Source organism: Pseudomonas sp. IT-P176, assembly GCF_949767245.1.
Classification (GTDB): Bacteria; Pseudomonadota; Gammaproteobacteria; order Pseudomonadales; family Pseudomonadaceae; genus Aquipseudomonas.
In genome coordinates, this window is record NZ_CATKPN010000032.1 from 37595 (window position 1) to 64063 (window position 26469).

The following is a 26469-nucleotide window of genomic DNA, read 5'->3' on the forward strand; positions in this document are numbered from 1 at the left end:
GTTGACAATGGATTTTCTTATGTCTTTGAAACAGCAATTACTCGCCTGTTACAACTTTTTTAAAGCACAGACAGTAGAGCCCATCAGCAGCACTGACGCGCCGACGACGTGCACCTTGTTTTTTTCCCTCAGCAACGGCACACAACGGGCACGGGTATTCCACAACAGCGCCGACACCTTCGAGGCTGCGTGGAATCACGCACTCCTGAACTTCCCACCACTACCGGTTGCGTCCCAACAAGATCATCCGACCGAGCAGCTCTGGCTGCGGGTTGAGCGTGCTACCCACCTGACGACGCTGTCGTGGGCACAATTGCAGGAGCGCCTGCAGCGCCACAAACGCAATTACTTTCGCTTCGGCATCGCCTTCGACCCGCAACTGAAGACCGCCCTGACCGAACAGGAAATCAACGCCAACGCAATCCTCTACGGCGGTTCGACAGTGCCGCTGGCCCGCTTTAACCCGGGTAATTTTTCGGTGTATGTGAAAAAACGCTTTGCCGATTCAGCAGCGCTGGAGGCCGCCCAAAAGGCCCAAGCCGACCCGCAGACCCCGGTCTACCTGTTCCAGACCCAAGGCGTTTTTTGTGCCGAAGACGGTATCGCCCACGCCCTCAACAGCAGTGGCCCGGATGTCGGGCGCCGCAAGACCTCGGTGCTGGACGCGGGCGAGATCCGCGAGAAAGTCGTCAGCGCCTCGGACTTTCTCGCCCGCCAGGTCAAGGACAGCGGGGAATTTGTCTACGGCCAGTTCCCCTGTTTTGACCGCACCATCCAGAACTACAACGCCCTGCGCCACGCCAGCACGACCTATTCGATGATCGAAGCCTGGGCGCTGACCCGAGACGACGCCCTCCTGGCCTCGATCCAACGCGCCCTCGACCACCTCACCGTTACGCTGATCAGGTCCTACACCCTGCCCGACGGCAGCGCCGCCGCGTACCTGGTGGATGTCGGCGACGAAATCAAACTGGGCGGTAACGCGGTCTGCCTGTTGGCCCTGGTGAAATACAGCGAAGTCACCGGTAATCGCGACTATCTGCCACTGCTGGCGGCGCTAGCCAATGGCATCGCCTGGATGCAGGACCCGCAAACCGGTGGCTTCAACCATGTCCTGCATGCCCACGACCTGAGCGTCAAAGCGCCGTTCCGGATTATCTACTACGACGGTGAAGCTGCCTTCGGGCTGATGCGCCTCTATGGTTTGAGTGGCGACGAACGCTGGTTGCACGTCGTCGAGAAAGCCTTCGACTATTTCATCGCCAAGGAACACTGGCGCGAGCACGACCACTGGCTGAGCTATTGCGTCAATGAACTGACCCGCTATCGGCCCGAGGAAAAATACTTCCGTTTCGGCCTGAACAATTTCATCGACTACCTGGGGTTTGTGCAGCAACGCATCACCACCTTCCCCACCCTGCTGGAGTTGATGATGGCCGCGCAGCAAATGCTGCAGCGTATCGAGCAACTGCCGCAACTGCGCCATCTGCTCAACGAGGTCGACTTGCAGGCGTTCTATCGCGCCTTGCACCACCGCGCCGGGCACTTGCTCAACGGCTACTTCTGGCCGGAAATGGCAATGTTCTTTGGTCATCCGGCGCGCATCGTCGGCTCGTTCTTTATCCGCCATCATGCCTTTCGCGTGCGTATCGACGACGTCGAACACTACCTCTCGGGGCTGATTGCCTATCACCGCTACCTGCTCGACGGCGCACCGCAGGTCCGCGCCGCCCAGCCAGACGTACAGCAAGATGGCGCCGGCTGGCAGTGGGATGCGGCCAAAGTGCTGCAAGCCACCGGTGGCACCTGGGCGGTCGCACCCGAGGCGGATTGGACAGCCAGCGGGCTGGCTCCGTCCATGGCCTACTTCAAACCGCAACGCATGTTGAGCCGCCACCCGAGCAAGGTCGGCGCCAATGAGGCCCGGCTTGCACGCCTGTGGGCCAAGGCCGAGCCGCAGCTGCGTCCCTCAGCCATGGTCTGCGTCGACCCCACGCCTTACCTCGGCAGCGGCCTGCCGGTGCTGCAAGTCCCGGACACGGCAGATGCCATGCTGCAACTGGGGCGGTACGCCCGCAAAGCCTTCGCAGGCCAGGTGTTCGGGGTCACCGGCAGCGCCGGCAAGACCACGGTTTGCGCGATGCTGACCCATGCCCTGGCGCAACTGGGCAGCGTGGCGCAAACCGAGGGCAACGCCAACCTGCCCCATGGGATTGCCTGGAACCTGGCTTGCATGACCGATCCTGCGCGGTTCTGGGTTCTGGAAATGGCCGTCGGCAGGATGCCTATCAACTCCGAACTGGTGCGCCCCCATGTCGCGGTCGTCACCAGCCTGGCCCCGGCACACCTGGAGTACCACGGCACCCTGGAGAACCTCGCGCGCAAGAAAAGCGCGATCTTCCGGTCCATGGCACCCGGCGGGCATGCGGTGCTGAACCATGACATGCCGTACTTCCAAGTGTTCGCCAATGCCGCCCAGCGCGCGCAATTGACAGTGCTCAGCTACGGCGAGCACGAACTGGCTGATCTGCGACTGCTGGACTGCTGCACGACCCCGTCCCACTTGCAGGTCAATGCCAGCCTGCGCGGCACGCCCGTGCACTTCAAGTTGCGCGCCCGCGGCCACCATATGGTGCTCAACGCCCTGTCGGTGCTGGCTTCGCTGGTGTGCGCCGGCTTGCCCACGGCCCAAGCCCTGGCTGCACTGGAGACATTCGCCGCGGTGGATGGCCGCGGCAATACCCTGACCATCCCCTGCGGCGACGGTGACTACCAACTGATCAACGACGCCTACAACGCCAATCCGGGCTCGATGGGGGCGTCGCTGAAAATGCTCGCCGAACTGCCCGGCCGGGCCGATCAGCGCGTTGCCGTACTGGGGGATATGCTCGAGTTGGGCCCCGACACCCAGCGCTATCACCTGGAACTGGCCGCGTCCCTGCTGGCCGCAGCCCCACGCCAGACCCTGCTCTGCGGACCACTGATGCACGGGTTGTATGTGCAACTGCGCGATCAGTTACCCATCGAGTGGTTCGAGGACGTCAAGGCCCTGCAGGAGCAACTGCCACGGCACGCCGCGCGCTGGTTCCAACCAGGTGATTGGGTACTGGTGAAGAGTTCTGGCGGCACTGGGCTGTCCCAGGTGGTCGACTCACTGATGGCCGCCGAACCGGCCGTCGCGGCGCTCTGACACCCTCCGTGACCACGACTCGCTGACTCCAGCGAGTCGTGCCTTCAAGGTTGTGCGCACTGCGCCGCCGTCTTCAGCCCGATATCGTTGCGCAACTGATGAAACGCCGGTGCAGTCGCCGGTGCTTCGATCAGTTGCGCCGGCAATCCGGCATCGCGCAGTGCCTGGTAGAACTGCTCCTGCAACACAAAGGGGGCGACCTGGTCGTTGCGATTGCCCAGCACAAACAACTGCCGATCGGGCACCTGCGCAATACCGGCGACATGCTCCAGCGGATCGTACGGATGCAACAGGCCATTGGTGTCGCGCCCCTCGCGGGATGGCAGGCCTTTGCTGCGACGAATCATCTGCGCCCGTTCGAGCAAGGCAAAGGCTCCCGAAGTCATGACCGCGCACTGCACATCTTCGCGCCCCAGTGTCAGCAAGGCCGCCACCACCGTCGCCCCGCCGCTGTGCCCGAGCAACACAAAACGGCCGATGCCATAGCGCTCGCGCAACTGATCGAGCGCCGCGTCCAGCGCTTGGAACTCGGCGGGCTGGCGCCGCTGGCCATGGTTGCCGCTGGAGCCGTAGGTCCCCGGACGCGCAACAATCACCACCGGCACCCCGGCCCGCCGACTCAGGGCCGCCGCCTGCCGGTCCTTGGCGCGCAGGGTATTGCCGGCGATGGCGGCGGGCGCGCGGTGCATTTCGATATTGCGGTCACCATGAAACATCACGATCACCACCGGCGCGTGCGCAAGCGGCACGGCACTGAAGTAGCGGATGCAGGCCTGGCCGTTGGCGTACTCGACCCACAGGGCCGAGTCCTGATCGGTGCAAACTGCGGGATCTGCCGGGGCATTCCACGCCAGTGGCAGGTCTTCCGTGCCCCGGGCCCACAGCGGCGCACTGACCAGCAGCACCGCACACGCCAGCCACCTGGCGACGCTCATTGAGCGCATGCCTAGCGCTCGCGCAAGGCTTCGCGCGCCCGGTTCATCGGCTTGATCAGGTAATCGAGCACAGTCTTCTGGCCGGTCTTGATGTCCGCCGCCGCGATCATCCCCGGCACAATCGAAAACGCCTTGCCGGCCTTGTTGTGCAGCTCATTGTCATTGGTGCGAATGAACACGCGGTAGTAGAAGACCTCGGGCTTGACCTCATCCTGGATGGTGTCCGGGGAAATGGTCACCACCTTGCCATCCATGCTGCCGTAGATGGAGTAGTCATAGGCCGTGATCTTGACCTTGGCGTCCTGGTCGGGATGGATGAAGGCAATGTCCCGCGGGGAAATGCGCGCCTCGATCAACAACTGGTCGTCCATCGGCACGATCTGCATCAAGCGGCCATTGGGGGGAATGATCCCGCCGATGGTGGTGACCTCGATGTCCTTGACGATCCCCCGTACCGGCGAGCGCAACGTCAGGCGCGTGACCGAGTCGGAACGGCCCTTGAGCACCGAGGACAGGGTCTGCACATCGGAGTTGGCCTTGGCCAGTTCTTCGCCGGCCCGTACCATGTATTCGGAGCGCGACTGGGTGAGTTTCAGCTCCAGCTCGGACTTCTGGCGCTTGAGGCGCAAGACCTCGACGTTACTCGCGGCGCCGACCCGGGCCAGGTTCTCGGTGATTTCCAGCTCGCTGCGCACCAGCCCCAGGGAGGCCCGCACCCCCGCCTGCGACTCTTCCAGCCCTTTGCGCCGGGTCTGGTACAGGTCGGTTTCAGCGCTCATCAGCGCCGGGTAGGCCTTGAGCTCCGCCGGGAAGGCCAGCGGGGTGCCGTTCACTTCCGCCTGCAGCCGCGCAACACTGGCCAGGGAGGCGCGGTACTTGGCGGCACTCTCGCCGAAATTGGACTCGGTCTTGGTCGGGTCGAGCTTGGCGAGGATTTCCCCCTGCTTGACGATATCCCCCTCGGCTACATTGAGTTCGGCGACGATGCCGCCCTCCAGCGACTGGATCACCTGCTCGCGCGAAGTCGGGATCACCTTGCCGGTGCCTGTCGACACTTCATCGATTTCAAACAGGTAGGCCCACACCCCGAACGCCAGCAGCATCAGCGCCACACACCAGACGACGCGCGTCGAGCGCACGACCGTGACGTCATCCAGGCTGTCGTCGGCGCTTGAGTTGTCACCCTGGGTATTCGCCGAGCCTGCCCGTGGCACCCGCGCCAGGTCCGGGTTCGAGCCCGAGGAACGATTGTTGTTTTCCATCTGAGCTATCCTTTTGCGCAGTCAGTGGCTGGGAGCAGCCGGCTCACTGCGCCGGGTTCCGAGGTTTGGAAAGACGGGCAATGGCGTTGTCCTTGGTGTCATCGATGATCACCGCGCCGTTGTCGACGACGATGATCCGATCCACCAGGCTCAACACACTCATGCGGTGCGTGGCGATGATCAGCGTGCGCTGCGCGCCCCACTGGCCCAGGCTCTGGATCAACTTGCGTTCACTGGCGTCGTCAAGGGCCGCAGTGGGTTCGTCCAGCAGCACAATCTGCGGCTGGCGAATGATCAACCGCGACAGCAGCAGCGCCTGGCGCTGGCCACCGGACAGGCCGAGGCCACCTTCCAGAATCATGTGGTCCATGCCCAGTGCGAACTTGCTGATGAACTCCAGTGCACCGGTCAGCGCCAGCGCTTCGAGCAGGTCCTGGTCGCTGGCGTGAGCCGCTCCCAGCATCAGGTTTTCCCGCAGGGTGCCGTGGAACAGCCGGGAGTTCTGGGTCAGCAGGCCAACATCGCGGCGCACATCGGCCGGGTCGATATGGCTCAGGCCAACGCCATCCAGGGTCAGCGAACCCGAGCTGAGGTCGATCATCCCGGCCATGGCCTGCAGCAGCGTCGACTTGCCCGCGCCGTTGCGCCCGAGGACCGCGATGCGCTCACCCGGGGCAATCTTCAAGTGCTTGACCGTGAGGGCCGGCATCGGCGCATCTTCGGCGTACTTGAACTCGGCCTGCTTGAACTCATAGTCGCCGCGCACCAGCGGCAAGTGCACACGCTTGCTGCCTTCGGCCTGGTCGACCGGCATCTGCATGATCCGGTGCAAGCCCTGCAGGGCCACTTTGGCCTGTTGCCAGCGGGTCAGCACCAGGGTGATCTGCGACATCGGCGCCATCATGCGCGAGGCCAGGATCGACGCGGCCACCAGGCTACCGGTGGTCATGTCGCCCGCCATCACCATCGGCGCACCGAACACCACCACCACGGCAAACACGCCGCCCTGCACGCTCTGGGTCCAGGTCACCAGGCCACTGGTGAGCGTGCGCGAACGCAGGCTGGCCTCGGCGGCGGTCGCGTTGTAGTGGTTCCACTGCTGCTGGAAACGCTGTTCGGCCTGCAGCATCTTGATGTCGTCCAGGCCTTGCACGGTCTCCACCAGCATGGCGCTGCGCAGCGAACTCTCGCGCATCGACTGGTTGGCCAGCCTCGCCAGTTTGCGTTGCGACAACAGCCCCGGGATGATCAGGAACAGCACCGCGCCCAGCGGCACGGCCACCAGCGGCCCGGCAATAAACCAGTAGATCACCACGAACATCAGGAAAAACGGCAGGTCGGCCAAGGCGCTGGCAGTGCTGGAGGTGATCAGTTCACGCAGTTGCTCAAGCTCGCGCAACTGGGAAATGAACGAACCGGTGGATTTTGGCCGGGCGCTGTTACGCAGGCGAATGGCATGGCCGAAGACCAGGTCCGAGACGCGCATGTCGGCACGCTTGCCGAGCAAGTCGGTGATGCGCACACGCATTACCCGCAGGACAAAATCGAAAAACAGCGCCAGCATCACTCCGCCGAACAACACGTACAGGGTCGGCATCGACTCGGCGGGAATCACCCGGTCGTACACCTGCATGGAAAACAGCACCCCGGCCAGGCCGAGGATGTTGGCCGCCAGCGATGCCAACATGACATGGCCGTAGGGGCGCATGTCGCGCAGGACGATGTTCCTGAACCAGCTTTTCTCGTAGGGCTTGATGTAGTCGTCGACCCGCGAGTCCCGCGCCGCCTGCACGGGTCGCAGAATCAGCGCCTTGCGCGCCGACACCAGCAGCTCGGCACGGCTGATGCGGCTTTGCAGGCCTTGGTCACCGCTGTAGACAATGCCCAGCTCATCATCGTCGCTGAGGGTCTGCAGCACACCGATTTGCCCATCGTCGAACTGCAGCACCAGGGGCAGGCGCCGCTGGACCAACAGCGCCGGGCTGAAATCCACGACCTTCAGGCTCAGCCCGGCCTGGCGTGCCATCTGCCGCAGCACCTCGTCGACCCCGGTGCCCTTGCTCCACTGGGCGGCAATGCGCACATTCTGCGCCGAGCAATCCAGGCGATTGTGCCGGGCGACCGCGAGGATCGCTTCCAGCCAATCTTCGTAATCGAGCGCGCTGGCCGCCTCCAGGGTCTGCGGTTCGGTGGCGCCCTGGGTATCCAGGTTCACAGCGTCGTTCATGGTCGAATCTCCACACCTTGGATGGTGCCACTGTCCAGATTGAACGCCGTGCGCAAGGCGCTGCTGTTGTACAGGCAATCGATTTCCAGACGGTGCAGATCCGCGGCGGTGTTAGCCCGATCCATGGCAGCCTGGTGGATTTCCTGCTCGGCGTTCAACAGATCGAGCAATGGCCGCGTGCCCAACTCAAGGTATTGCTGGCGATACAAATCGCGGGTTTCAGAAATGCTGCGTTCACGGAAATCCAGGGTGGTCAGGCGCTGTTCGAGGCTGGAGGTCTGATCCCGCGCCTCAAGCAAACCCTGGCGTACCGCCAGGCGCGCAGCGTCGTTGGCCGCCTCGGCCGCCCGCAACGCTTGGGCCGCTGCCGATTTGCGGGCATTGATCGCGCCGCCCTGGTACAGCGGCATCTCGACGTTGAGGAAGATCCCGTAGCGCGTGCGGTCGCGCCCTCCCACGCTGCCATCTTCATCATTGCTGTCCAGGTACTGGGTGGCCGACGGGTCCAGCGACACCGTCGGCATCGCTTCGGCCCGGGCCTGGGCGATCTGCGCCTGGGCATCGACTTGCTGCGCCTGGGCGATCAACAACGAAGGCGTCAGCACCTCGTCGGCATTGATGCCTTGGCAGGACTGACGCAACGTACTCGGCACCTCAGTGGCGACACTCACCGGCGTGCGCGCGCCGAGCAGACTGCCCAGGCTGCTGCGCCAGCGGTTGTACAGCGCGGTGTATTGCAACTGCGTGGCAACGGCAGCCTCGACCCGCGAGCGCGCCTGGATCAGGTCGGAGCGGGTGCTGGCGCCCATGTCGCTGCGCTTTTGCGCCAGGTCGGCAATGGCCGTCAGGCCCTTGACCTGCGCGCGGGAGATGTTGAGCAACGCCTGGTAGCGCTGCAGCTCGATCACCGAAAACGCGGTATCGCGTGCCACCTGGTCGATGGCCAGCAACACCGAAGCCTGCTTGCCATTCACCCGGGCCACGGCACTGTCCACTGCACTGTCGACCTTGCCGAAGTCATACAACATCTGCGAAGCCGACAAGGTGAAAGCCTGGCTTTGGCCGTTGCCGGTCAGGCCGCTGTCGTACCCGGAATTGAACCCGCCACGAATCTGCGGGTAATAACCGGCACGGGCCACGGTGACATTGTCGTGTTGCTGGTACAGCTGGCCGATCGACTCGGCGATCGCGGGATGCCAGGCGACGGCCAGTTGAATGGCGCGCGGCATTTCGAGGTTGTCGGGGACTGCATGACTGGGGGCAGCCGGCTGGCTGGCACCGAACGAATCACCCGGTAAATTCTTGCCCACATCTTTGGGGCTGATGGTGTTGATACTTTCGGGTTCGTAGTCGCGTGTCAGCGCTACGGCCCGCTCTATCGTCAATGGCTGTACGGCGACTGCCAACAACGCCACAAACAGGAACTCGAACCGATCCTTAGGTCTCAAGTAATGCTCCACATCAGCTTGTGATGAAAAAGATAGACGCTTATTTGCCCTGCTGCCGACTCAATTTCAGCGACCTGCACGGCTCACTCGAATTCGTGGTGTAACGCCAGGGCGGCGCAAGAACGCGCCGCCTGGATCGTTACTGTTGATTGATGGAGGATCAAAGGAGAACGCCAGGCCCTGCGGCCCGACGCTCCCCCGCCAGCAACGTGGTTAAACCACGTTGACCCCGCTTTGCACCCAGAGTTGATGGGTTTCATCTTCCTGGCTGGTGTACACCACGTACTCCTGCCCGTTCTCCAGTTGAGTGGATCCCACCGACCAGTTGCCCGTCAGGTGGACGCTGTCTTGCTCGTCGCCCTGGATAAACAATCTATCCGTCTCGGGCGCCGTCACTGCCAGCAGGTCTTCCAGGCTCACGGTCAGGTCGACCGCACTGAAGTCGTTCAGGTCGATGCTCTCGATATCGCTGACTTTACCGACCAGCAAGCTCAAGTTAATCGTCGCATCGCCACCGTCCCAGACCAGGGTGTCGAAGCCGTCCCCGCCATCCACCGCTGCAAACTCGGTGTCATGGATCGCGATATGGTCAGCACCGTCGGCACCTTCGGTGATCGTGGCCGATGACGGTTCCTGCTCGAACGCAGCTGCGGCGAAGCCTGGGGCTTCGGTTGCAGGATTGCCCGGGTTGGCATCGTCCCAGACCAGATCAAGATCCGGCGAGTCAAGGCGTACGTACAGCGTGGCGGTGTCCTCCTGGCCACCTGGAGTGGTGAGTTTGTAGGTGAAGCTGTCCACTTTGCCGACATCAGCCAGCGCCAGACCCGGGGTCGGCGTGTAGCTGTAGTCACCGTCAGCGTGCAACGTCAGCGTGCCGAATTGCCCTTGCACCACCGCTCCGGTTTGACCCGGAATGACGTAGACCCCGTTGATCAACACACTCAGTACCGTCAACGTCGACGGAATACTGTCTGGCACGGAGTGATCGCTGATCAGCAGGACATTGCCCGTTGCGGCGGTCGCAGCCCCCGTGACGAACTCCGTCAGGTGGGTGGTGAGCAGAGTCTGTGCAACCGTCACCGTTCCAAGCGAGACCAAAGCCCCGGTCGTTGACGTCACTCGATACTCACCTGCCTCACTCACGGTGAAGGTATGGGTCGCATCGACAGTACTCTGTGCCGGCACCACCGGTTTCCACGTTGAACCGTCCCACTTCTGCAGGACAATCGTGGTCGTAGGCAGTACGCCAACTCCGACGAAGCTACGGCTGACTTGCAGTTGTACCGTCGTATCGGCTTCGACCGTGAAAGCCTCACCGGAGACAGTCCTGGAACCGACGGCCAGCGGAGGCGAGTAAATCAGGGCCGTCAACTCGGCGCTATCGACTGGATTGACCAGATCAATCTGCGCAGTACCGATGTCATCGGTGGCAACCACCTCCACGACACCCGGTACCGACGGATCGGCAGGACTCCAGGTAACCGTCGAGTCGGTGCTGTCGATGCGCACGTACAGGGTGGCCGAAGCCGTCCCGCCAGCCGCTGTCGCCAGTTGATAGACGAAGGCATCTACCTTGCCGATGTTCGCCGCATTGCCCGTTGGCGTGTAGCTGTAATCACCATTGGCAAAGATCGTCAGATCACCGTACAGCCCGTGTACCACGGTACTGCCCACTGGATTGATAACCACACCGTTGACTTCGTCGACCGTCGCATCCGCTGCGGTACCTGGAGAGTCCGGCGCGCCTGCAAAGCCGTCATCGATGATGACGTTCCCGCTGACTTCACCTCCCGTGACATCGAAGTCCACCAGGCTGACGTTATCGACACTCAGTGTTGCCGTAACGTTTGCACCTACTGCCACGACCGCAGGGTCCATGGTGAGCGTGAAGCGATACTCGCCTGCCGCCAGGCCTTCGACTTTCGCGCTGTTACTGGAACCGAACAGCCCCAGCAGATCGAGCAAGCCACCGCCTACGCTGCCCTGTTCCACCGTCGTCCAGCCGCCAGCACCATCACTGACCTCAAGCTTGGCCGTGAACCCGCTACCCAACACGGAGACCAGGTCACCCGCACCGAAGGACAGATTCAAGGTACCGGTGCTTTCGTCCGACACGGAGAACGTCTGCGACAGCGTCGGCACACCTAACTGAATACCCAGCACATCGAGCAACGTGAACACGTTCATGTTGTTGAGAGAAGTGTTGGTCGTAACCGGAGTTACGGTCAATTCAGCGGTTGCCAGGTCGTCGAAGGCTTCCAGGTCGGCGTCGGCATCAGCGTCGGCGTCCGCATCCGCATCCGCATCCGCGTCGGCATCGGCATCGGCATCGGCATCGGCATCCGCATCAGCATCAGCATCAGCATCAGCATCAGCATCAGCATCAGCATCAGCATCGGCATCCGCATCCGCATCCGCATCAGCATCAGCATCAGCATCGGCGTCGGCGTCGGCATCAGCGTCGGCATCGGCATCGGCATCCGCATCCGCATCCGCATCCGCGTCAGCATCGGCATCGGCATCGGCGTCGGCGTCGGCGTCGGCGTCAGCATCGGCATCCGCATCGGCATCCGCATCCGCATCCGCATCCGCATCCGCATCAGCATCGGCGTCAGCGTCAGCATCCGCATCGGCATCGGCATCGGCATCGGCATCGGCATCCGCGTCGGCATCGGCGTCAGCATCCGCATCGGCATCGGCATCGGCATCGGCATCGGCGTCGGCGTCGGCGTCGGCGTCGGCGTCGGCGTCGGCGTCGGCATCAGCATCAGCATCCGCATCCGCATCCGCATCCGCATCAGCATCAGCATCAGCATCAGCATCAGCATCAGCATCCGCATCGGCGTCGGCATCAGCATCCGCATCCGCGTCAGCATCGGCATCGGCATCGGCATCGGCGTCAGCATCAGCATCCGCATCGGCATCGGCATCCGCGTCGGCATCGGCGTCGGCGTCGGCATCAGCATCCGCATCCGCGTCCGCGTCAGCATCGGCGTCGGCGTCAGCATCGGCATCGGCATCGGCATCCGCATCCGCATCAGCGTCGGCATCGGCATCGGCATCGGCGTCAGCATCCGCATCGGCGTCGGCGTCGGCGTCGGCGTCAGCATCCGCGTCGGCATCCGCATCCGCATCCGCATCCGCATCCGCATCAGCATCAGCATCAGCATCAGCATCCGCATCCGCATCCGCATCCGCATCCGCATCAGCATCAGCATCAGCATCAGCATCAGCATCAGCATCAGCATCAGCATCAGCATCAGCATCGGCATCAGCATCCGCATCCGCATCGGCGTCGGCATCGGCATCAGCGTCGGCATCAGCATCGGCGTCCGCGTCGGCATCGGCATCGGCATCGGCATCGGCATCGGCATCGGCATCAGCGTCGGCGTCGGCGTCGGCATCGGCATCCGCGTCGGCGTCGGCGTCAGCATCGGCATCCGCATCGGCATCGGCATCAGCGTCGGCATCCGCGTCAGCATCCGCATCGGCGTCCGCATCAGCATCAGCATCAGCATCAGCATCAGCATCAGCATCAGCATCGGCATCGGCGTCAGCATCGGCGTCGGCGTCGGCGTCGGCATCAGCATCAGCATCAGCATCAGCATCGGCGTCAGCATCGGCATCGGCATCGGCATCGGCGTCGGCATCAGCATCGGCATCGGCATCGGCATCGGCATCGGCGTCGGCGTCGGCATCGGCATCGGCATCGGCGTCGGCGTCGGCGTCGGCGTCAGCATCGGCATCCGCATCGGCATCGGCATCCGCATCCGCGTCAGCATCGGCATCGGCATCGGCATCGGCGTCAGCATCCGCGTCGGCATCGGCATCGGCATCGGCATCGGCATCCGCGTCAGCATCGGCGTCGGCATCCGCATCCGCATCCGCATCGGCGTCGGCATCGGCGTCCGCATCAGCATCAGCATCAGCATCCGCATCCGCATCCGCATCCGCATCCGCATCCGCGTCGGCATCCGCGTCAGCATCGGCGTCGGCGTCGGCATCGGCATCGGCATCGGCATCAGCATCAGCATCAGCATCAGCATCGGCATCCGCGTCGGCATCAGCATCAGCATCAGCATCAGCATCCGCGTCCGCGTCCGCGTCAGCATCGGCGTCGGCGTCCGCATCGGCGTCCGCATCGGCGTCGGCATCGGCATCGGCATCGGCATCCGCGTCAGCATCGGCGTCGGCGTCGGCATCGGCATCGGCATCCGCATCCGCATCCGCGTCAGCATCGGCGTCGGCGTCGGCATCAGCATCCGCATCCGCATCGGCATCGGCATCGGCATCCGCGTCAGCATCGGCGTCGGCATCCGCATCGGCATCCGCGTCGGCATCGGCATCGGCATCCGCATCCGCATCGGCATCCGCATCCGCATCCGCATCGGCATCGGCATCGGCGTCAGCATCCGCATCCGCGTCGGCATCGGCATCGGCATCCGCGTCAGCATCGGCGTCGGCATCCGCATCCGCATCGGCGTCGGCGTCGGCGTCGGCGTCGGCATCGGCATCGGCATCGGCATCAGCATCCGCATCCGCATCCGCATCCGCATCAGCATCAGCATCAGCATCAGCATCAGCATCAGCATCAGCATCAGCATCAGCATCGGCATCGGCATCAGCATCCGCATCGGCATCGGCATCGGCATCGGCATCGGCGTCGGCGTCGGCGTCGGCATCCGCATCGGCGTCCGCATCAGCATCCGCATCCGCATCCGCATCCGCATCCGCGTCAGCATCCGCGTCGGCGTCGGCGTCCGCATCGGCGTCCGCATCGGCGTCGGCATCAGCATCAGCATCGGCATCGGCATCCGCGTCAGCATCGGCATCCGCATCGGCGTCAGCGTCAGCGTCAGCGTCAGCGTCAGCGTCAGCGTCAGCATCGGCATCGGCATCGGCATCGGCATCGGCATCCGCGTCAGCATCCGCATCCGCATCGGCATCCGCGTCAGCATCGGCGTCGGCATCCGCATCGGCGTCGGCATCGGCATCGGCGTCGGCGTCGGCGTCGGCATCAGCATCCGCATCCGCATCCGCATCCGCATCCGCATCAGCATCAGCATCAGCATCAGCATCAGCATCAGCATCGGCATCGGCATCGGCATCGGCGTCAGCATCGGCGTCGGCGTCGGCATCCGCATCGGCATCGGCATCGGCATCCGCGTCAGCATCGGCATCCGCATCCGCATCCGCATCGGCGTCAGCGTCAGCGTCAGCATCGGCATCGGCATCGGCATCGGCATCGGCGTCCGCATCCGCATCCGCATCCGCATCGGCATCCGCGTCAGCATCGGCATCGGCGTCGGCGTCGGCGTCGGCGTCGGCGTCAGCATCCGCATCGGCATCAGCATCGGCATCAGCATCGGCATCCGCATCGGCGTCCGCATCCGCATCGGCGTCGGCATCGGCATCGGCGTCCGCATCAGCATCCGCATCCGCGTCGGCATCAGCATCAGCATCAGCATCAGCATCGGCATCGGCATCAGCATCAGCATCAGCATCAGCATCGGCATCCGCATCAGCATCAGCATCAGCATCAGCATCAGCATCAGCATCGGCATCGGCGTCCGCATCGGCATCGGCGTCGGCATCCGCATCGGCATCCGCATCGGCATCCGCATCCGCATCCGCATCGGCGTCAGCATCGGCATCGGCATCCGCGTCAGCATCCGCATCGGCGTCCGCATCGGCATCGGCATCGGCATCGGCGTCCGCGTCGGCGTCGGCATCCGCATCCGCATCCGCATCGGCGTCGGCATCGGCGTCCGCATCAGCATCCGCGTCGGCATCCGCATCCGCATCCGCGTCAGCATCGGCATCGGCATCGGCATCAGCATCCGCGTCGGCATCGGCATCCGCGTCGGCGTCAGCATCGGCATCGGCATCGGCATCAGCATCCGCATCCGCGTCGGCATCGGCATCCGCGTCGGCGTCAGCATCGGCGTCCGCATCAGCATCAGCATCTGCGTCAGCATCGGCGTCGGCGTCGGCGTCGGCGTCGGCGTCAGCATCGGCATCCGCGTCGGCATCGGCGTCCGCATCAGCATCAGCATCCGCGTCGGCATCGGCATCGGCATCGGCATCGGCATCGGCATCCGCGTCAGCATCGGCATCCGCATCCGCATCCGCATCCGCATCGGCGTCGGCATCGGCGTCGGCATCGGCGTCGGCGTCGGCGTCGGCATCCGCATCGGCATCGGCATCGGCGTCGGCGTCGGCGTCGGCGTCGGCGTCGGCGTCGGCGTCGGCGTCAGCATCAGCATCAGCATCGGCATCGGCATCCGCATCCGCATCCGCATCCGCATCCGCATCCGCATCCGCATCCGCATCCGCGTCAGCATCGGCGTCGGCGTCGGCGTCGGCATCAGCATCCGCATCAGCGTCGGCGTCGGCGTCGGCGTCGGCATCAGCATCCGCATCAGCGTCCGCATCAGCATCCGTCTCATCGATGTCCGGAGCAGTTACTTGGGTCGGGCCTGATTCGTTTTCTGCAGCGTCGGTCAGCGTTACCGCGATAGTTTCGCCGTTGACTTGTGGGGTGGTGAGCACGACTTCGAAGGTGCCGTCGGTGCCAACGGTGCCGGTGCCGATGACGTTGCCATCGGCATCCTTGAGGGTGACCGTGGTTTCTGGCTCGCCTTTACCGGTGACGGTGGTGCCATCGGCGCTCACCACCAGGTCGGTCGGTGGTGCAGGGGCGGTGGAGTCGTCCGCGACGACAGTCGCCGGGGCCGAGACGTTGCCTGCGCCATCGGTGAGTGTTGCGGTCAGGGTTTCGCCGTTGGTTTGTGGCGTAGTCAGCACAACTTCGAAATTGCCATCGGTACCGACTGTTCCGGTACCAATGATGTTGCCATCGGCATCCTTGATGGTGACGCTGGTGTTGGGTTCACCTTTACCGGTGACGGTGGTGCCATCGGCCATGACAGCCAGGTCGGTCGGGGCATCGGGAGCTGTGATGTCCCGCTCTTCGACGACGACGGTGTGGGCGATGACGTCCGCTGGCGCGGACACGTTGCCGGCGGCATCGGTCAGCGTCGTGGTGAGGGTTTCACCGTGGTTTTTCGGGGTGTCGAGCGTGACCACGAAGGTGCCATCGGCGCCGACTGTACCGGTGCCGATCACGTTGCCGTCGGCATCCTTGATGGTGACGACGGTGTTGGGTTCGCCTTTACCGCTGACGGTGTTGCCGTCGGTGCTGACGGCAAGATCAGTCGCGGCCGCCGGAGCGCTGGTGTCGCTGGCGTCAACGCTGGCCGGTGGCGAGATGTTGCCCGCCGCGTCGGTCAAGGTGGCCGTCAGGGTTTCGCCGTTGGTTTGCGCTGGGGTCAAGGTGACGACGAAGTTGCCATCGGCGCCGACGGTGCCGGTGCCAATCACATTGCCATTGGCATCCTTGATGGTGACCGTGGTGTTGGGTTCACCCTTGCCGCTGACGGTACTGCCATCAGCACTGACGGCCAGATCGCTCGGTGCGGCGGGGGCTGTGGTGTCGCCCGCGGTGATGGTGCCGGGAGCAGAGACGTTGCCCGAAGCGTCAGTGAGGCTGACCTCGACTGTTTCACCATTGGTTTGCGGGGTGTCCAGGTTGACCTGGAAGTTGCCATCAGCGCCGACCGTGCCCGTGCCGATAACGCGGCCACTGGCGTCCTTGACTGTCACCGTCGAACCCGGTTCGCCGCGACCACTGAGTACCGCGCCGGTGGTGTCGAAAGCCAGGCCGGTAGGGGCGTCTGGAGGCGTCGAGTCGGGGTCACTGCCACCGCCACCGCTGCCGCCATGACCACCAAAGAATATTGCTGCGGCACCGCCGACACCCAGCAGGCTCAACCCCCACGCCAGCCAGTCTGGCGTGGTGCTGCCCGCCGCCGTAGCGGCCATCAGGTCTTCAAGGGTGCCGATTTCGCCAAAGGTAAAACCGGAATACGGCGAGGAGTAGCTCCCCAGGAACAGGGTTCCGTCGTTGTCCTCCAGGACCAATTGGTTGGGTTCGCCATCGCTGCCGACCACAAAGAAGTTCTGGACCGTGACCGTGCCACCGGACTTCAGGGTGATGACCAGATTCTTGCCCGACTGCTGCATCGACTGGACGCTGCTCGGGCTAATGGGCACTTTTACAATACTGGTTCCGTTCAGGGCGACATTACCGAACGTTTGTTCGGTCGCCGCCCCCGTCGCCTTGTCGACAATTACAATATTCTTCATCGCACACCTGTTTTTTATTTCAGCTAGTCGAATCCCATAACAAAATCGACTCGAACGCGTGCGCAGCTTCTTAAACAGAGGCTGAGCATTCGTATAAGCGAAAGTTATGTAAAAGTTTTAATCCAGAAGTAGTACTCAACCCACACCGGAGCGCTCACTGGGTGCCAGGTGTTTAACCTGGCCAGCACGTGGGAAGTTGGACTTGCACAGGGGAGTTGCAGCGCCATGCTGCAAGGGCATCAAGCGGAGGAACCAGCGCTTGCGGAGGGGGTTGATCACCGTAGACGCTCCCTGTCTTTTGCCCGTCATCGGGAATCGCATCCTTTCGTAAAACGTATCCAGCACGCCTTTGAAAAGCTGCAAGAAGTAAGCAAAAACCGTCGTGATAGAACTTCCCAGCACACTGAAAACGGTTCGCTTACAAGGATACTAACCAGCAAAAAGTTGGCGTCAAAGAAAAAAGTTCACGCCGTCAATACCCACATTAAAACAACGGCAAAGAAGATTGGACGCGAATGTTTCGAGAATTAAAATGAGAAAATACTGGGTGATAATTTCATTATCATAAAATATTACTGAAGGAGATTTTCAATACCTTCGAAGAGCAAAATCATGCACAAAGCATTAAGCATTTAGACTTGTTACATTTGGAAATATATTTGTCGAGCGGTTCCAGGCCAGCACAGGACATACACTCGACCGCGCTGGCCGATCAGACCTTGAACCGACTCACCGTGCCCGCCCAAAAAAACCTTTCATGCTGCCTGCGGAACAAAAACCGTCCGGCGACCACCAACATAAGAAGGGCTGCGCAGCTCACGGAAGTAGCAGTCAAGCGCAGCAACAGGCGTCGTTTGCTTCGACCCTGACCATGGCGTACCCCAAGGGACGGCATGCCGGGGGTCATTCCCTGTATGGAGATAGAGAAAACATGAGAGTCCTGTCGTTGTTCGGCACCCGCCCCGAAGGCATCAAGATGGCCCCATTGGTCCATGGCCTGGCCGGTACCGAAGGCATCGAGAGCATTGTCTGCACCACCGGCCAACACCGGCACATGCTCGACCAGGTGCTGCAGTTATTTGATATCAAGACCCACCACGACCTGGACGTGATGCTCCCAGGACAAACCCTCAATGGCCTGTTCGCGCGCTTGATGACCCGGGTCGATGCCCTGCTCGAAGAGGTCAAGCCCGACTGTGTGCTGGTGCACGGCGATACCTCCACGGCAACCGCCTGCAGCCTGGCCGCGTTCCACCGGCGCATCCCGATCGGGCATGTCGAGGCTGGCTTGCGCACCGGCGACCTGACCCAGCCGTTTCCCGAGGAAATGAACCGGCGCGTGGTCGACGTCATGGGCAAATGGCTGTTCGCACCGACCGTGACCTCGCGCGACAACCTGCTCAAGGAAAACCTCGAAGGCCGTATCTATGTCACCGGCAACACGGTGATCGATGCCCTGGAGCTGACGCTGCGCAAACTCGACCACAACCCGGACATGGAGGCCAGCCTGGCCGCGCGTTATGCCTGGGTCGACCCGGCACAACGCCTGGTGTTGGTGACCGGTCACCGCCGCGAGAATTTCGGCGCTGGTTTCATCCAGATCTGCTCGGCCCTGGCGGAGCTGGCCAAGCGTGAGGATGTGCAGATCGTCTACCCGGTGCACTTGAACCCACAGGTGCGCGACGTCGTGATGTCGACCCTTTCCGGCCTGCCCAACATCCACCTTATCGAGCCGCTGGATTACCTGGATTTCGTCTGGTTCATGCGCCGTGCCTACCTGATCCTCACCGATTCGGGCGGTGTTCAGGAAGAGGCCCCGCACCTCGGCAAACCGGTGCTGGTGATGCGCGACACCACCGAGCGCCCGGAAGCGGTGAGTGCCGGAACGGTGACACTGGTCGGGACTCGCAAGGAGCGCATTGTCAGCGCCGTGCAGACCTTCCTCGACGACGCCGAGCACTATCAACGGGTGGCTCACAGCGTCAATCCCTACGGTGACGGACACGCCACAACACGGATCATTTCGGCACTCACCGGCCGCCAATTCAGTGAGTTTGATCCACCCATCCCGGCAATCCGCCCGACCATCGGCTAAACTGAATAGTCAAAATTACGGCGCGCCAAACCAAAGGCGCGCAAAATAATAAAAATTACACCAAAATATTGACACAATACGTTACGGCACGCCACAGTGTGGTTGCCAATGCGGGGATGGATCCAAAGCTGCCACAGGGACAACCAATGGCCATTTGCCCCTCCTGCACTGCCAGTTATTGTTCGAGCTCATGCCGGCCCGTTTGTCAGGTCTGTATTCCAGCTTGCGTCCAAGCTGAGCACCGTCACTGAGCCCGTGTAATTCGCTTGCCCGGCACTCACGCCACCTACCGAGGACGTGAATGCGCAGGGCAGTCGTGAACTTTCACCTTTCAGATGCGGCCGATAACCACGCATGAATACTCCTACGAATCGCCAGCTGTGCCTCACCCTCCTCAAGCAGGTCGTACTCGTCGCACCTTTCGCCGCGCCGCTGTTCGCCATGGCATCGCCCGGCAGCGATGCGTTGCGCACACTGGCCCAGGACGACTGGGTGCAGCGCAGCGTTTCGCTGGCCGACATGGGCATCACCAACCCGGTGGTGCTGCAGGAAAGCGACAACCACCAGTCGTTCTACCTGCCAGTGCCCAAAGGCGTTGCGCTGGATGCGGCCTCGATCAACATCCAGGGCAACTTCATCAAGGGCGAAGAAGCTCCCGCGGCCCTGCGCCTGTCGGTCGACGGTCGCCCGTTGCATACCCAGAGCGTGACCGAACGCGCAGGGGACCTGGCTAGGCTGCTGCCAGTCGAAGCCCGGCGTCATGAGTCCGGTTTTGTCGATTTCACCATCGACTGGAGCTCGCCCAGCGGCCAACGCCTGTGCGAGCCCACCCGCCAGAGCAGCAATGTACTGACCCTGTCGCCCGACACTGCGCTGACCTATCGCTATTCGATGCGTGGCCTGAATACCCTGGCCGATGCCTGGAGCACGCTGCCGGGCAAACCGGTGATCCTGATCGCCGCCGGCAAGCTTGAGCAAGCCAGTTTCGACAGCACCTGGCGCCTGGGCGTGGCCCTGGAACGCAACGCCAAACAGGCCCAGGTCAAAGCCTTCCCGGCCGTGGGCGACGTGGTCGCTATCGACCAACTGAACATTCCTGCCGCCTTGAGCACGGTCGCGCCGTTCTCTGCGCTGACAGGCAAAGACCGCCACACCCTGGCCAACGCCGCCGAACTCGGCGCCTTGCTGGTGCTCGACGCACCCGCGACCCGGGCTGACCTGGCAATTGCCGACGCCGCGCTGGTCGGCCAGATCAACACCGCGCTGGATGCCCTGCGCGATCAATTGCAAAACGATGAAGACGCGGTCAAGGCCCTGGGAGAATGGCGTAGCCGGCATGCCAGCGCCGCCCAGAAAGTCCCGGGCAGCCAGCAGATTCAACTGACCAGCCTCGGCCATCAAGCCGTGATCAGCGTGGCCGCCGACGCCGGGGCCAAGGCCGCCGGAGTGTTCGACTCACATTGGCGCAACGTGCTTGTTTCCGCCGAGGCAACCATTCACCAAGCCGGTGAAACCGGGGACGGCAGTGACCGTGAACTGCGTGTCGGCACACTCGGTGGCTCGACCACCGCGTTTGATGTGGTGACCCGTGGCGAGTGGAACGCCGTATTCCCGCTGAGCGCGGTGGCCGTCCAGGGCCGGATGCCCGGCGAGCTGATTCTGGATGTAGCCGCCGCACCAGGGGCGTCGATCACCCTGCCGGTGGCTTCGGTGCTGTGGAACGGGGTCCTGCTCAGTGCCAAGCAACTGAAGGCCGACGGCAAACCCGAGCGCCTGACCGCCCGTGTCCCGGGCTATGCCCTGGGGGTGACCAACAACCTGCAGGTGCGCTTCCAGCGCCAGCCGGTCTCGCCAAACTGCGCCGAAATTCCCCAGGGGTATCCGGTCAACGTGTTGCCGAGCAGCTACCTGCGCTCCTCCGATGCCGAGCCGGACGGCACCTTCGTCGGCCTGCTGCCATTGCTGGCAGGCAATGCCCAGGTAATCGTGCCGAAGACCGCCCTGGATACCCCGGCGGCCAACCTGCGCCAGATCATTCGCCTGGCCAGCGCCGCATCGATATCACCGGTCAATGCCGAACTGACCCTGGCCGACAGCAGCCAGCCGTTCAAACCAAGCAAGCCATTCCTGTCACTGGATGTGCCGCTGGAAGGGGCCAAGCCGCTGATCGATGTCAAAGACCTGCAGCGCTTGCGTGCCGGTGGTGACGACAAACGCCTGCTTGACCTGACCGGTCCGCAACCGCTGAGCGCGGCGTCGGTGGTCGACTCGAACAGCCAGCACGGGGTGGTCTGGTATGCCTTGGGCGACCAGGTGCTGACCCCGGGGGCACCGTTCGTGTTCAACCAGGGCAACGCCGTAGTGCTGGGTGTGGACGGTCCGCTGACGTGGGTCGATACCTCCGAGCCTGGGCTGGTCCAGTCGATGGGCCTTGGCGAATCGCCGTTCCATGAGTGGCGCAAGTACCTGGCGTGGGCCCTGCCGCTGTTTGCTGCGGCCCTGCTCGGTTTGCTGGTACTGGGTGTTCTGGCGCGTCGCCACAAAAAGAAACAAGGCTTGTAACGACCACGGGAACAGCTCATGTCCTCGCTCTACCTGCCGTATCTGCTTGCGGACTACTACCACATCCTGGAGATCGTGACGGTCATCGTGGGCGTGCTGATCATGCTCTCCAGCCTTGATGACCTGTTCATCGATGTCTGGTTCTGGGCACGCCAGGCGTACCGTTCGCTGATGGTCAAGCGCCGCTACAAGGCGCTGACGGCCGAACAACTGCGCTCCAAGCGCGAGCAACCGCTGGCGATCATGATCCCGGCCTGGCTCGAGTACGACGTGATCGCGCCGATGCTCGAGAACATGGTCGGGTCGCTGGAGTACAAGAATTACTCCATCTTCGTCGGCACCTACTGCAACGACGCACGCACCATTGAAGAAGTGGAACGCATGCGTCGGCGCTACAAGCAGTTGATCCGCGTCGAAGTCCCCCACGATGGCCCGACCTGCAAGGCCGACTGCCTGAACTGGATCATCCAGGCGATCTTCGCCCAGGACCTGCGCCAGCCCGAGCCGTTTGCCGGGGTCGTCCTGCATGACAGCGAAGACGTGCTGCACCACCTGGAGTTGCACTACTTCAACTACCTGCTGCCGCGCATCGACTTCATCCAACTGCCAGTCACGTCCCTGGAACGGGATTGGTATGAACTGGTGGCCGGTACCTACATGGATGAATTCGCCGAGTGGCACACCAAGGACCTGGTGGTGCGTGAAAGCATGTCGAAAATGGTCCCGTCAGCAGGCGTCGGCACCTGTTTCTCGCGCAAGGCCCTGCTCGAACTCTCGGCGGAGACCAACAACCAGCCGTTCAACACCGCCACCCTCACCGAGGACTACGACATCGGTGCGCGCCTGGCACGGCGCGGCATGAAGCAGATCTTCGGTAAATTCCCGGTCGACTACATCGCCAGACGCGCCAAGTGGTTCGGCCACGGTAAAGCGAAGATGGTCGCGATTCATATGCCGCTCGGCGTACGTGAATACTTCCCCGATACCTTCCGCACCGCCTATCGGCAGAAGGCCCGCTGGACCCTGGGGATCGGCCTGCAGGGCTGGAGCCAGGTTGGCTGGGAAGGTTCGCTGGCGACCAAGTACCTGCTATATCGCGACCGCAAAGGCCTGGTGACTTCCTTCGTGGCGATTGTTGCCTACATCCTGCTCGCCCAGCACCTGCTGTTCATGGTGATGACCTCGATGGACTGGTGGACGACCTACTACCCATCGGTGTTCAGCCCCCACAGCGGGCTGATGCAGTTGATGTGGGCCAACGGCATCCTGTTGAGCCTGCGAGTACTCCAGCGCGGCTACTTCGTCGGTCGCCTGTATGGCTGGGAACACGCGCTGTTGTCGGCACCGCGGATGATCATCGGCAACTTCATCAATGCCATGGCCGCCGCGCGGGCCTGGCGCTTGTACCTGGGCCATCTGTTCCTCGGCAAGCAGTTGGTCTGGGACAAGACCATGCATGACTTCCCGTCCTCCGACCAACTGGTCCAGCAACGCCTGCGCCTGGGGGATCTGTTGATGTCCTGGCGGGCGATCGACCAGGAGTCCCTGAACAAGGCACTGCAAGCCCAGGCCGCCGAACACAAGCCCCTGGGGCAGATCCTGCTCGAGCACGGCTACCTCGACCAGGCCACCCTGAGCGAAGCGATCTCCTTCCAGAACGACACGGGCCAGCCAGTTGCTGCCGGTCCCACTGAACAACGCTCCTCAGAGACGCCATGATCCCTACTTCGCGTTTACTTCTGCTCACCGCGGCCTTGCTCTGCAGCTCGACGCTCCTGCCGCTGCCGGTGTCGGCCGCCGCCTATGAGGCGCCCCTGGAGGGCGAAGCCTGGCAACAGGCGGACCTGGCGTACAAGAGTTACCAGGCCGGCCGTTACCGTGATGCGCTGGAGCAGGTGAATGCCGCGCTGAAACTGCGGCCCGATGTGGTGCGCCTGAACCTGTTGCAGGTCTATACCCTGCAAAAGCTCGGACGCATCACTCAGGCACGCCAGGCCGCGCAGGCGGCGATCAAACGCGGCGTTGACGATCCGGCGTTACGCGCCACCGTGAAAAACCTGCAACCCAAGACAGCCGCCGCCACCGGCCGCGGACCGTCGGCGGCCTATCAGCGTGGCTTCCCGCTGGCAACCAAAGGGTATGCCGCCTACAACGCCGGCGACATGCCCGCCGCCGCCCGGGATGGCGAGCAAGCCTTTCGCGCCGACCCCAGCCAGGGTACGTGGGCCCTGCTCTGGCTCGACGCGCTGGAGGCCCAGGAGAAATGGCCCGAGGCGGTGAGCGCCGCCGACCAGGTGATTGCCCTGAACCCGCCGAACAAAAGCGACATCGAGGCCCGCCGCACCATGTTGCAGCGGCGCATGGCCGTACGGCCGACCCAACTGGCCTACCAGGCACTGATCACCAACCAGCCCGCCGAAGCGGCCAGGCTGGCCCGCGAGGCCGTGAACCTCGCGCCGGACCTCACCAGCCAGCGCCTGTTGCTGGTCACCGCTTTGCTCCAGGATAAACAGCCCGCCGCCGCCGAGCAGGCGGCCACTGAGGCTCTGGAACAGAACGACGAAAACACCGTGATGCTGGTGATGCGTGCCTACCTGCGCCAGCTCCAGGGCAAGAAAGACTCAGCCCGTGGCGACTTCGACGAGGCCATGGCCCAGGACTGGCTGGACGACGATCAACGCCGCAACGTGCGCCTGATCGCAATCGACGGTGCGCTGGCTTCAGGTGACACCGCCCGCGCCGAACAACTGCTCGGGCCGATGGACGCCAGCGACGAGGCCGCCCTCAAGCGCCGGGAAATCCTCGCCGAGGACAACAAGCCAGCGGCCAAGCTGACCACCACGCTCTACCCCGCGCCTGCCCAGTCGTGCCATGACACACCCTATGGCACCCAGTGCGAATTGTTGCCCTCCGACCAGGTCACCGGTCCGGCTGGCCCTGCCACCGAAGCCTACGCCGCCTATGGCCGGCAGGACTATCAGGAAGCAATCAGGCAATCGCGCCTGGCCGTGGAACAAGCACCGGACAACCCCGACTATCAGCGCCTGTTGACCACGTCCCTGGCCTCGGGCAACGCGGCCCAGGCCGCCGAGGCCGAGCAGCGCCTGACCCGCGCCCTCGCCGCTTCGCCAAACGACGCCGACCTGTTCATGCAGCGCGGCTACGTGCGCCAGCGCAATCGCCAGCCGGACCTCGCGCTCCAGGACTTCAGCGCCGCACGGGCCACCGGCAAGGCGCCGCCGACGGTGATCCTCAACGAGGCCTATGCCCAGTCGGCCATGGGCGACAACCCGGGAGCCGTGAAGAAACTCAAGAAAGCCATCGACATGGCCGACGCCAACCAACTCGAACTGGATGACCAACAGCGCTACAACACCCGTGGCGCCATTGCCGGACTGGATCGTGAATGGGGCGCGACCGTGTCGCTCGGCTATCGCGGGGCACAACCCACCACCAACAGCAGCGGTGCCGGCTTGAGTACCGCAGGTGATTCGCTGTTCAGCACCTCCGAGCTGTACTGGCGACCCACCCAGTTCAATGACCAGAACGGTATTCTCGAGGTCTACGGGCGGCTGACCAACACCCTGTATGACGAAGGCAGCGAGTTCGAGTCCAGCCAGTTCGTCGACCCCTGCAGTGGCAGGACTACCCTCGACAACCGCGACAGCAATGACCGCACCAACGGTTCAAGTACCACCTCCGGCTTCCCGAGCACCATCGGCTCACTGGGGGTGCGCTACATGCTGGCCGATACCGGTTTCACCTTTGGCCTGGAGCGCCGGTTTTTCCTCGGCTCGGCGACCCGTGAAGGCACCGTCTACCCGTCCAAGCGCGGCGACCAATGCGCGATCCAGAATGCGATCCAGGAAGCCAACGCCACCAACAGTCCGGCAATCAACGGCATGCTCACCCGCTATCAACTGGACAGCGATGCTGGCGGCTGGCTCTCGTACATCACCTACGGGTTCTACAAAGGCACTGAGCTGCGCACCAATGAATCCAACTGGTTCACCATGGATGGCTACGCACAGCTGGGGTATTCCTGGGAAGACAACGACGCGACCTTCACCGCTTATGACGTGGACAACCAGGGCAGCCGTACCCGGCAACTGGCCAAGACCGATGGCCAGCTCAAGCGCCAGCAAGTGTTCGCCAGCAGTGAGCTGCGGGTCGGTCGCAGCCTGCGGTTCGACCAACTGGGGCCCAACGTGGTGGTGTTCCCGCACATCGTCGGGGCCGTGGACTGGATCTGGCAGAAAGACCAGGCCACCGGCCTGGACTTCGGTAAAAACGATCAGATCGACCTGAGCAACGTCAGCCAGGACTGGTCACTGACCAATGACGCCACCTCGTGGTCCATGGGGGTCGGCCCCGGCGTCGCGGTTCGCTACTGGTTCCGCGAAGACCACTACAACGCTCCACGCTCCTCCCTGAGCTGGTCCATGCAGTACCGCTACCCAATTGGCGGTGGTGCTACGGAACGGGCCAAAGGGCTGTTCATGAACCTGATTTTTTCCTATTGAGCCCCCTAGTCATAAGGAC

The 26469-nt window shown here is 63.2% G+C and carries 10 protein-coding genes and 1 pseudogene; 6 read left to right on the plus strand and 5 right to left on the minus strand.

Annotated features, from left to right (window positions below):
• Positions 1-115 precede the first annotated feature (115 nt).
• Entirely contained in the window at positions 116-3190 is a 3075-nt protein-coding gene (locus ACM6IP_RS04995) for a Mur ligase family protein (protein ID WP_414861069.1), read from the plus strand.
• A 44-nt stretch (positions 3191-3234) separates the two neighbouring features.
• On the opposite strand, the gene ACM6IP_RS05000 is transcribed toward ACM6IP_RS04995, so the two are convergent.
• The 5 genes from ACM6IP_RS05000 to ACM6IP_RS05020 all read right to left on the minus strand — a co-directional run bounded on the left by ACM6IP_RS05000 (position 3235) and on the right by ACM6IP_RS05020 (position 17270).
• The gene (locus tag ACM6IP_RS05000; RefSeq protein ID WP_414861070.1) at positions 3235-4125 is read right to left on the minus strand and encodes an alpha/beta hydrolase family protein; all 891 of its coding nucleotides are present in this window, start codon (positions 4123-4125) and stop codon (positions 3235-3237) included.
• A gap of 11 nt (positions 4126-4136) precedes the next feature.
• Positions 4137-5387: an HlyD family type I secretion periplasmic adaptor subunit gene (locus ACM6IP_RS05005; RefSeq protein ID WP_095170698.1), complete on the minus strand. Its 1251-nt coding sequence runs from the start codon at positions 5385-5387 to the stop codon at positions 4137-4139.
• Positions 5388-5430: 43 nt separating this feature from the next.
• Positions 5431-7614, minus strand: coding sequence for a type I secretion system permease/ATPase (locus ACM6IP_RS05010; RefSeq protein WP_320333388.1), 2184 nt, complete (start codon positions 7612-7614; stop codon positions 5431-5433).
• Positions 7611-9029: a TolC family outer membrane protein gene (locus tag ACM6IP_RS05015; protein ID WP_414861087.1), complete on the minus strand. Its 1419-nt coding sequence runs from the start codon at positions 9027-9029 to the stop codon at positions 7611-7613. The genes ACM6IP_RS05010 and ACM6IP_RS05015 overlap by 4 nt, the downstream gene beginning before the upstream one ends.
• A 246-nt stretch (positions 9030-9275) precedes the next feature.
• Complete coding sequence (locus ACM6IP_RS05020) at positions 9276-17270, minus strand: BapA/Bap/LapF family large adhesin (RefSeq protein WP_414861071.1); 7995 nt, start codon at positions 17268-17270, stop codon at positions 9276-9278.
• Positions 17271-17495: 225 nt separating this feature from the next.
• Here ACM6IP_RS05020 and ACM6IP_RS05025 point away from each other — a divergent pair, with 225 nt between their 5' ends.
• From ACM6IP_RS05025 to ACM6IP_RS05045, 5 genes and pseudogenes are all read left to right on the plus strand, one after another.
• On the plus strand, positions 17496-17801 hold the full coding sequence (locus tag ACM6IP_RS05025; RefSeq protein WP_143501281.1) for a hypothetical protein: 306 nt from the start codon (positions 17496-17498) through the stop codon (positions 17799-17801).
• Between the two features lie 400 nt (positions 17802-18201).
• Positions 18202-19365: a non-hydrolyzing UDP-N-acetylglucosamine 2-epimerase gene (gene wecB, locus ACM6IP_RS05030; protein ID WP_095170894.1), complete on the plus strand. Its 1164-nt coding sequence runs from the start codon at positions 18202-18204 to the stop codon at positions 19363-19365.
• Between the two features lie 354 nt (positions 19366-19719).
• Entirely contained in the window at positions 19720-21927 is a 2208-nt protein-coding gene (locus ACM6IP_RS05035; protein WP_414861072.1) for a hypothetical protein, read from the plus strand.
• An 18-nt stretch (positions 21928-21945) separates the two neighbouring features.
• A pseudogene (locus ACM6IP_RS05040) lies at positions 21946-23589 on the plus strand (glycosyl transferase family protein); the annotation flags it as partial.
• Between the two features lie 53 nt (positions 23590-23642).
• Positions 23643-26450, plus strand: coding sequence for an NfrA family protein (locus ACM6IP_RS05045; protein WP_414861073.1), 2808 nt, complete (start codon positions 23643-23645; stop codon positions 26448-26450).
• Positions 26451-26469 lie beyond the last annotated feature (19 nt).

Coding starts and splice junctions, on each gene's coding strand:
- wecB (WP_095170894.1), top strand. CDS start 18,202: ATGAGAGTCCTGTCGTTGTTCGGCACCCGCCCCGAAGGCATCAAGATG.
- ACM6IP_RS05035 (WP_414861072.1), top strand. CDS start 19,720: ATGAATACTCCTACGAATCGCCAGCTGTGCCTCACCCTCCTCAAGCAG.
- ACM6IP_RS05010 (WP_320333388.1), bottom strand. CDS start 7,614: ATGAACGACGCTGTGAACCTGGATACCCAGGGCGCCACCGAACCGCAG.
- ACM6IP_RS05045 (WP_414861073.1), top strand. CDS start 23,643: ATGATCCCTACTTCGCGTTTACTTCTGCTCACCGCGGCCTTGCTCTGC.
- ACM6IP_RS05000 (WP_414861070.1), bottom strand. CDS start 4,125: ATGAGCGTCGCCAGGTGGCTGGCGTGTGCGGTGCTGCTGGTCAGTGCG.
- ACM6IP_RS05005 (WP_095170698.1), bottom strand. CDS start 5,387: ATGGAAAACAACAATCGTTCCTCGGGCTCGAACCCGGACCTGGCGCGG.
- ACM6IP_RS05025 (WP_143501281.1), top strand. CDS start 17,496: ATGCTGCAAGGGCATCAAGCGGAGGAACCAGCGCTTGCGGAGGGGGTT.
- ACM6IP_RS05020 (WP_414861071.1), bottom strand. CDS start 17,270: ATGAAGAATATTGTAATTGTCGACAAGGCGACGGGGGCGGCGACCGAA.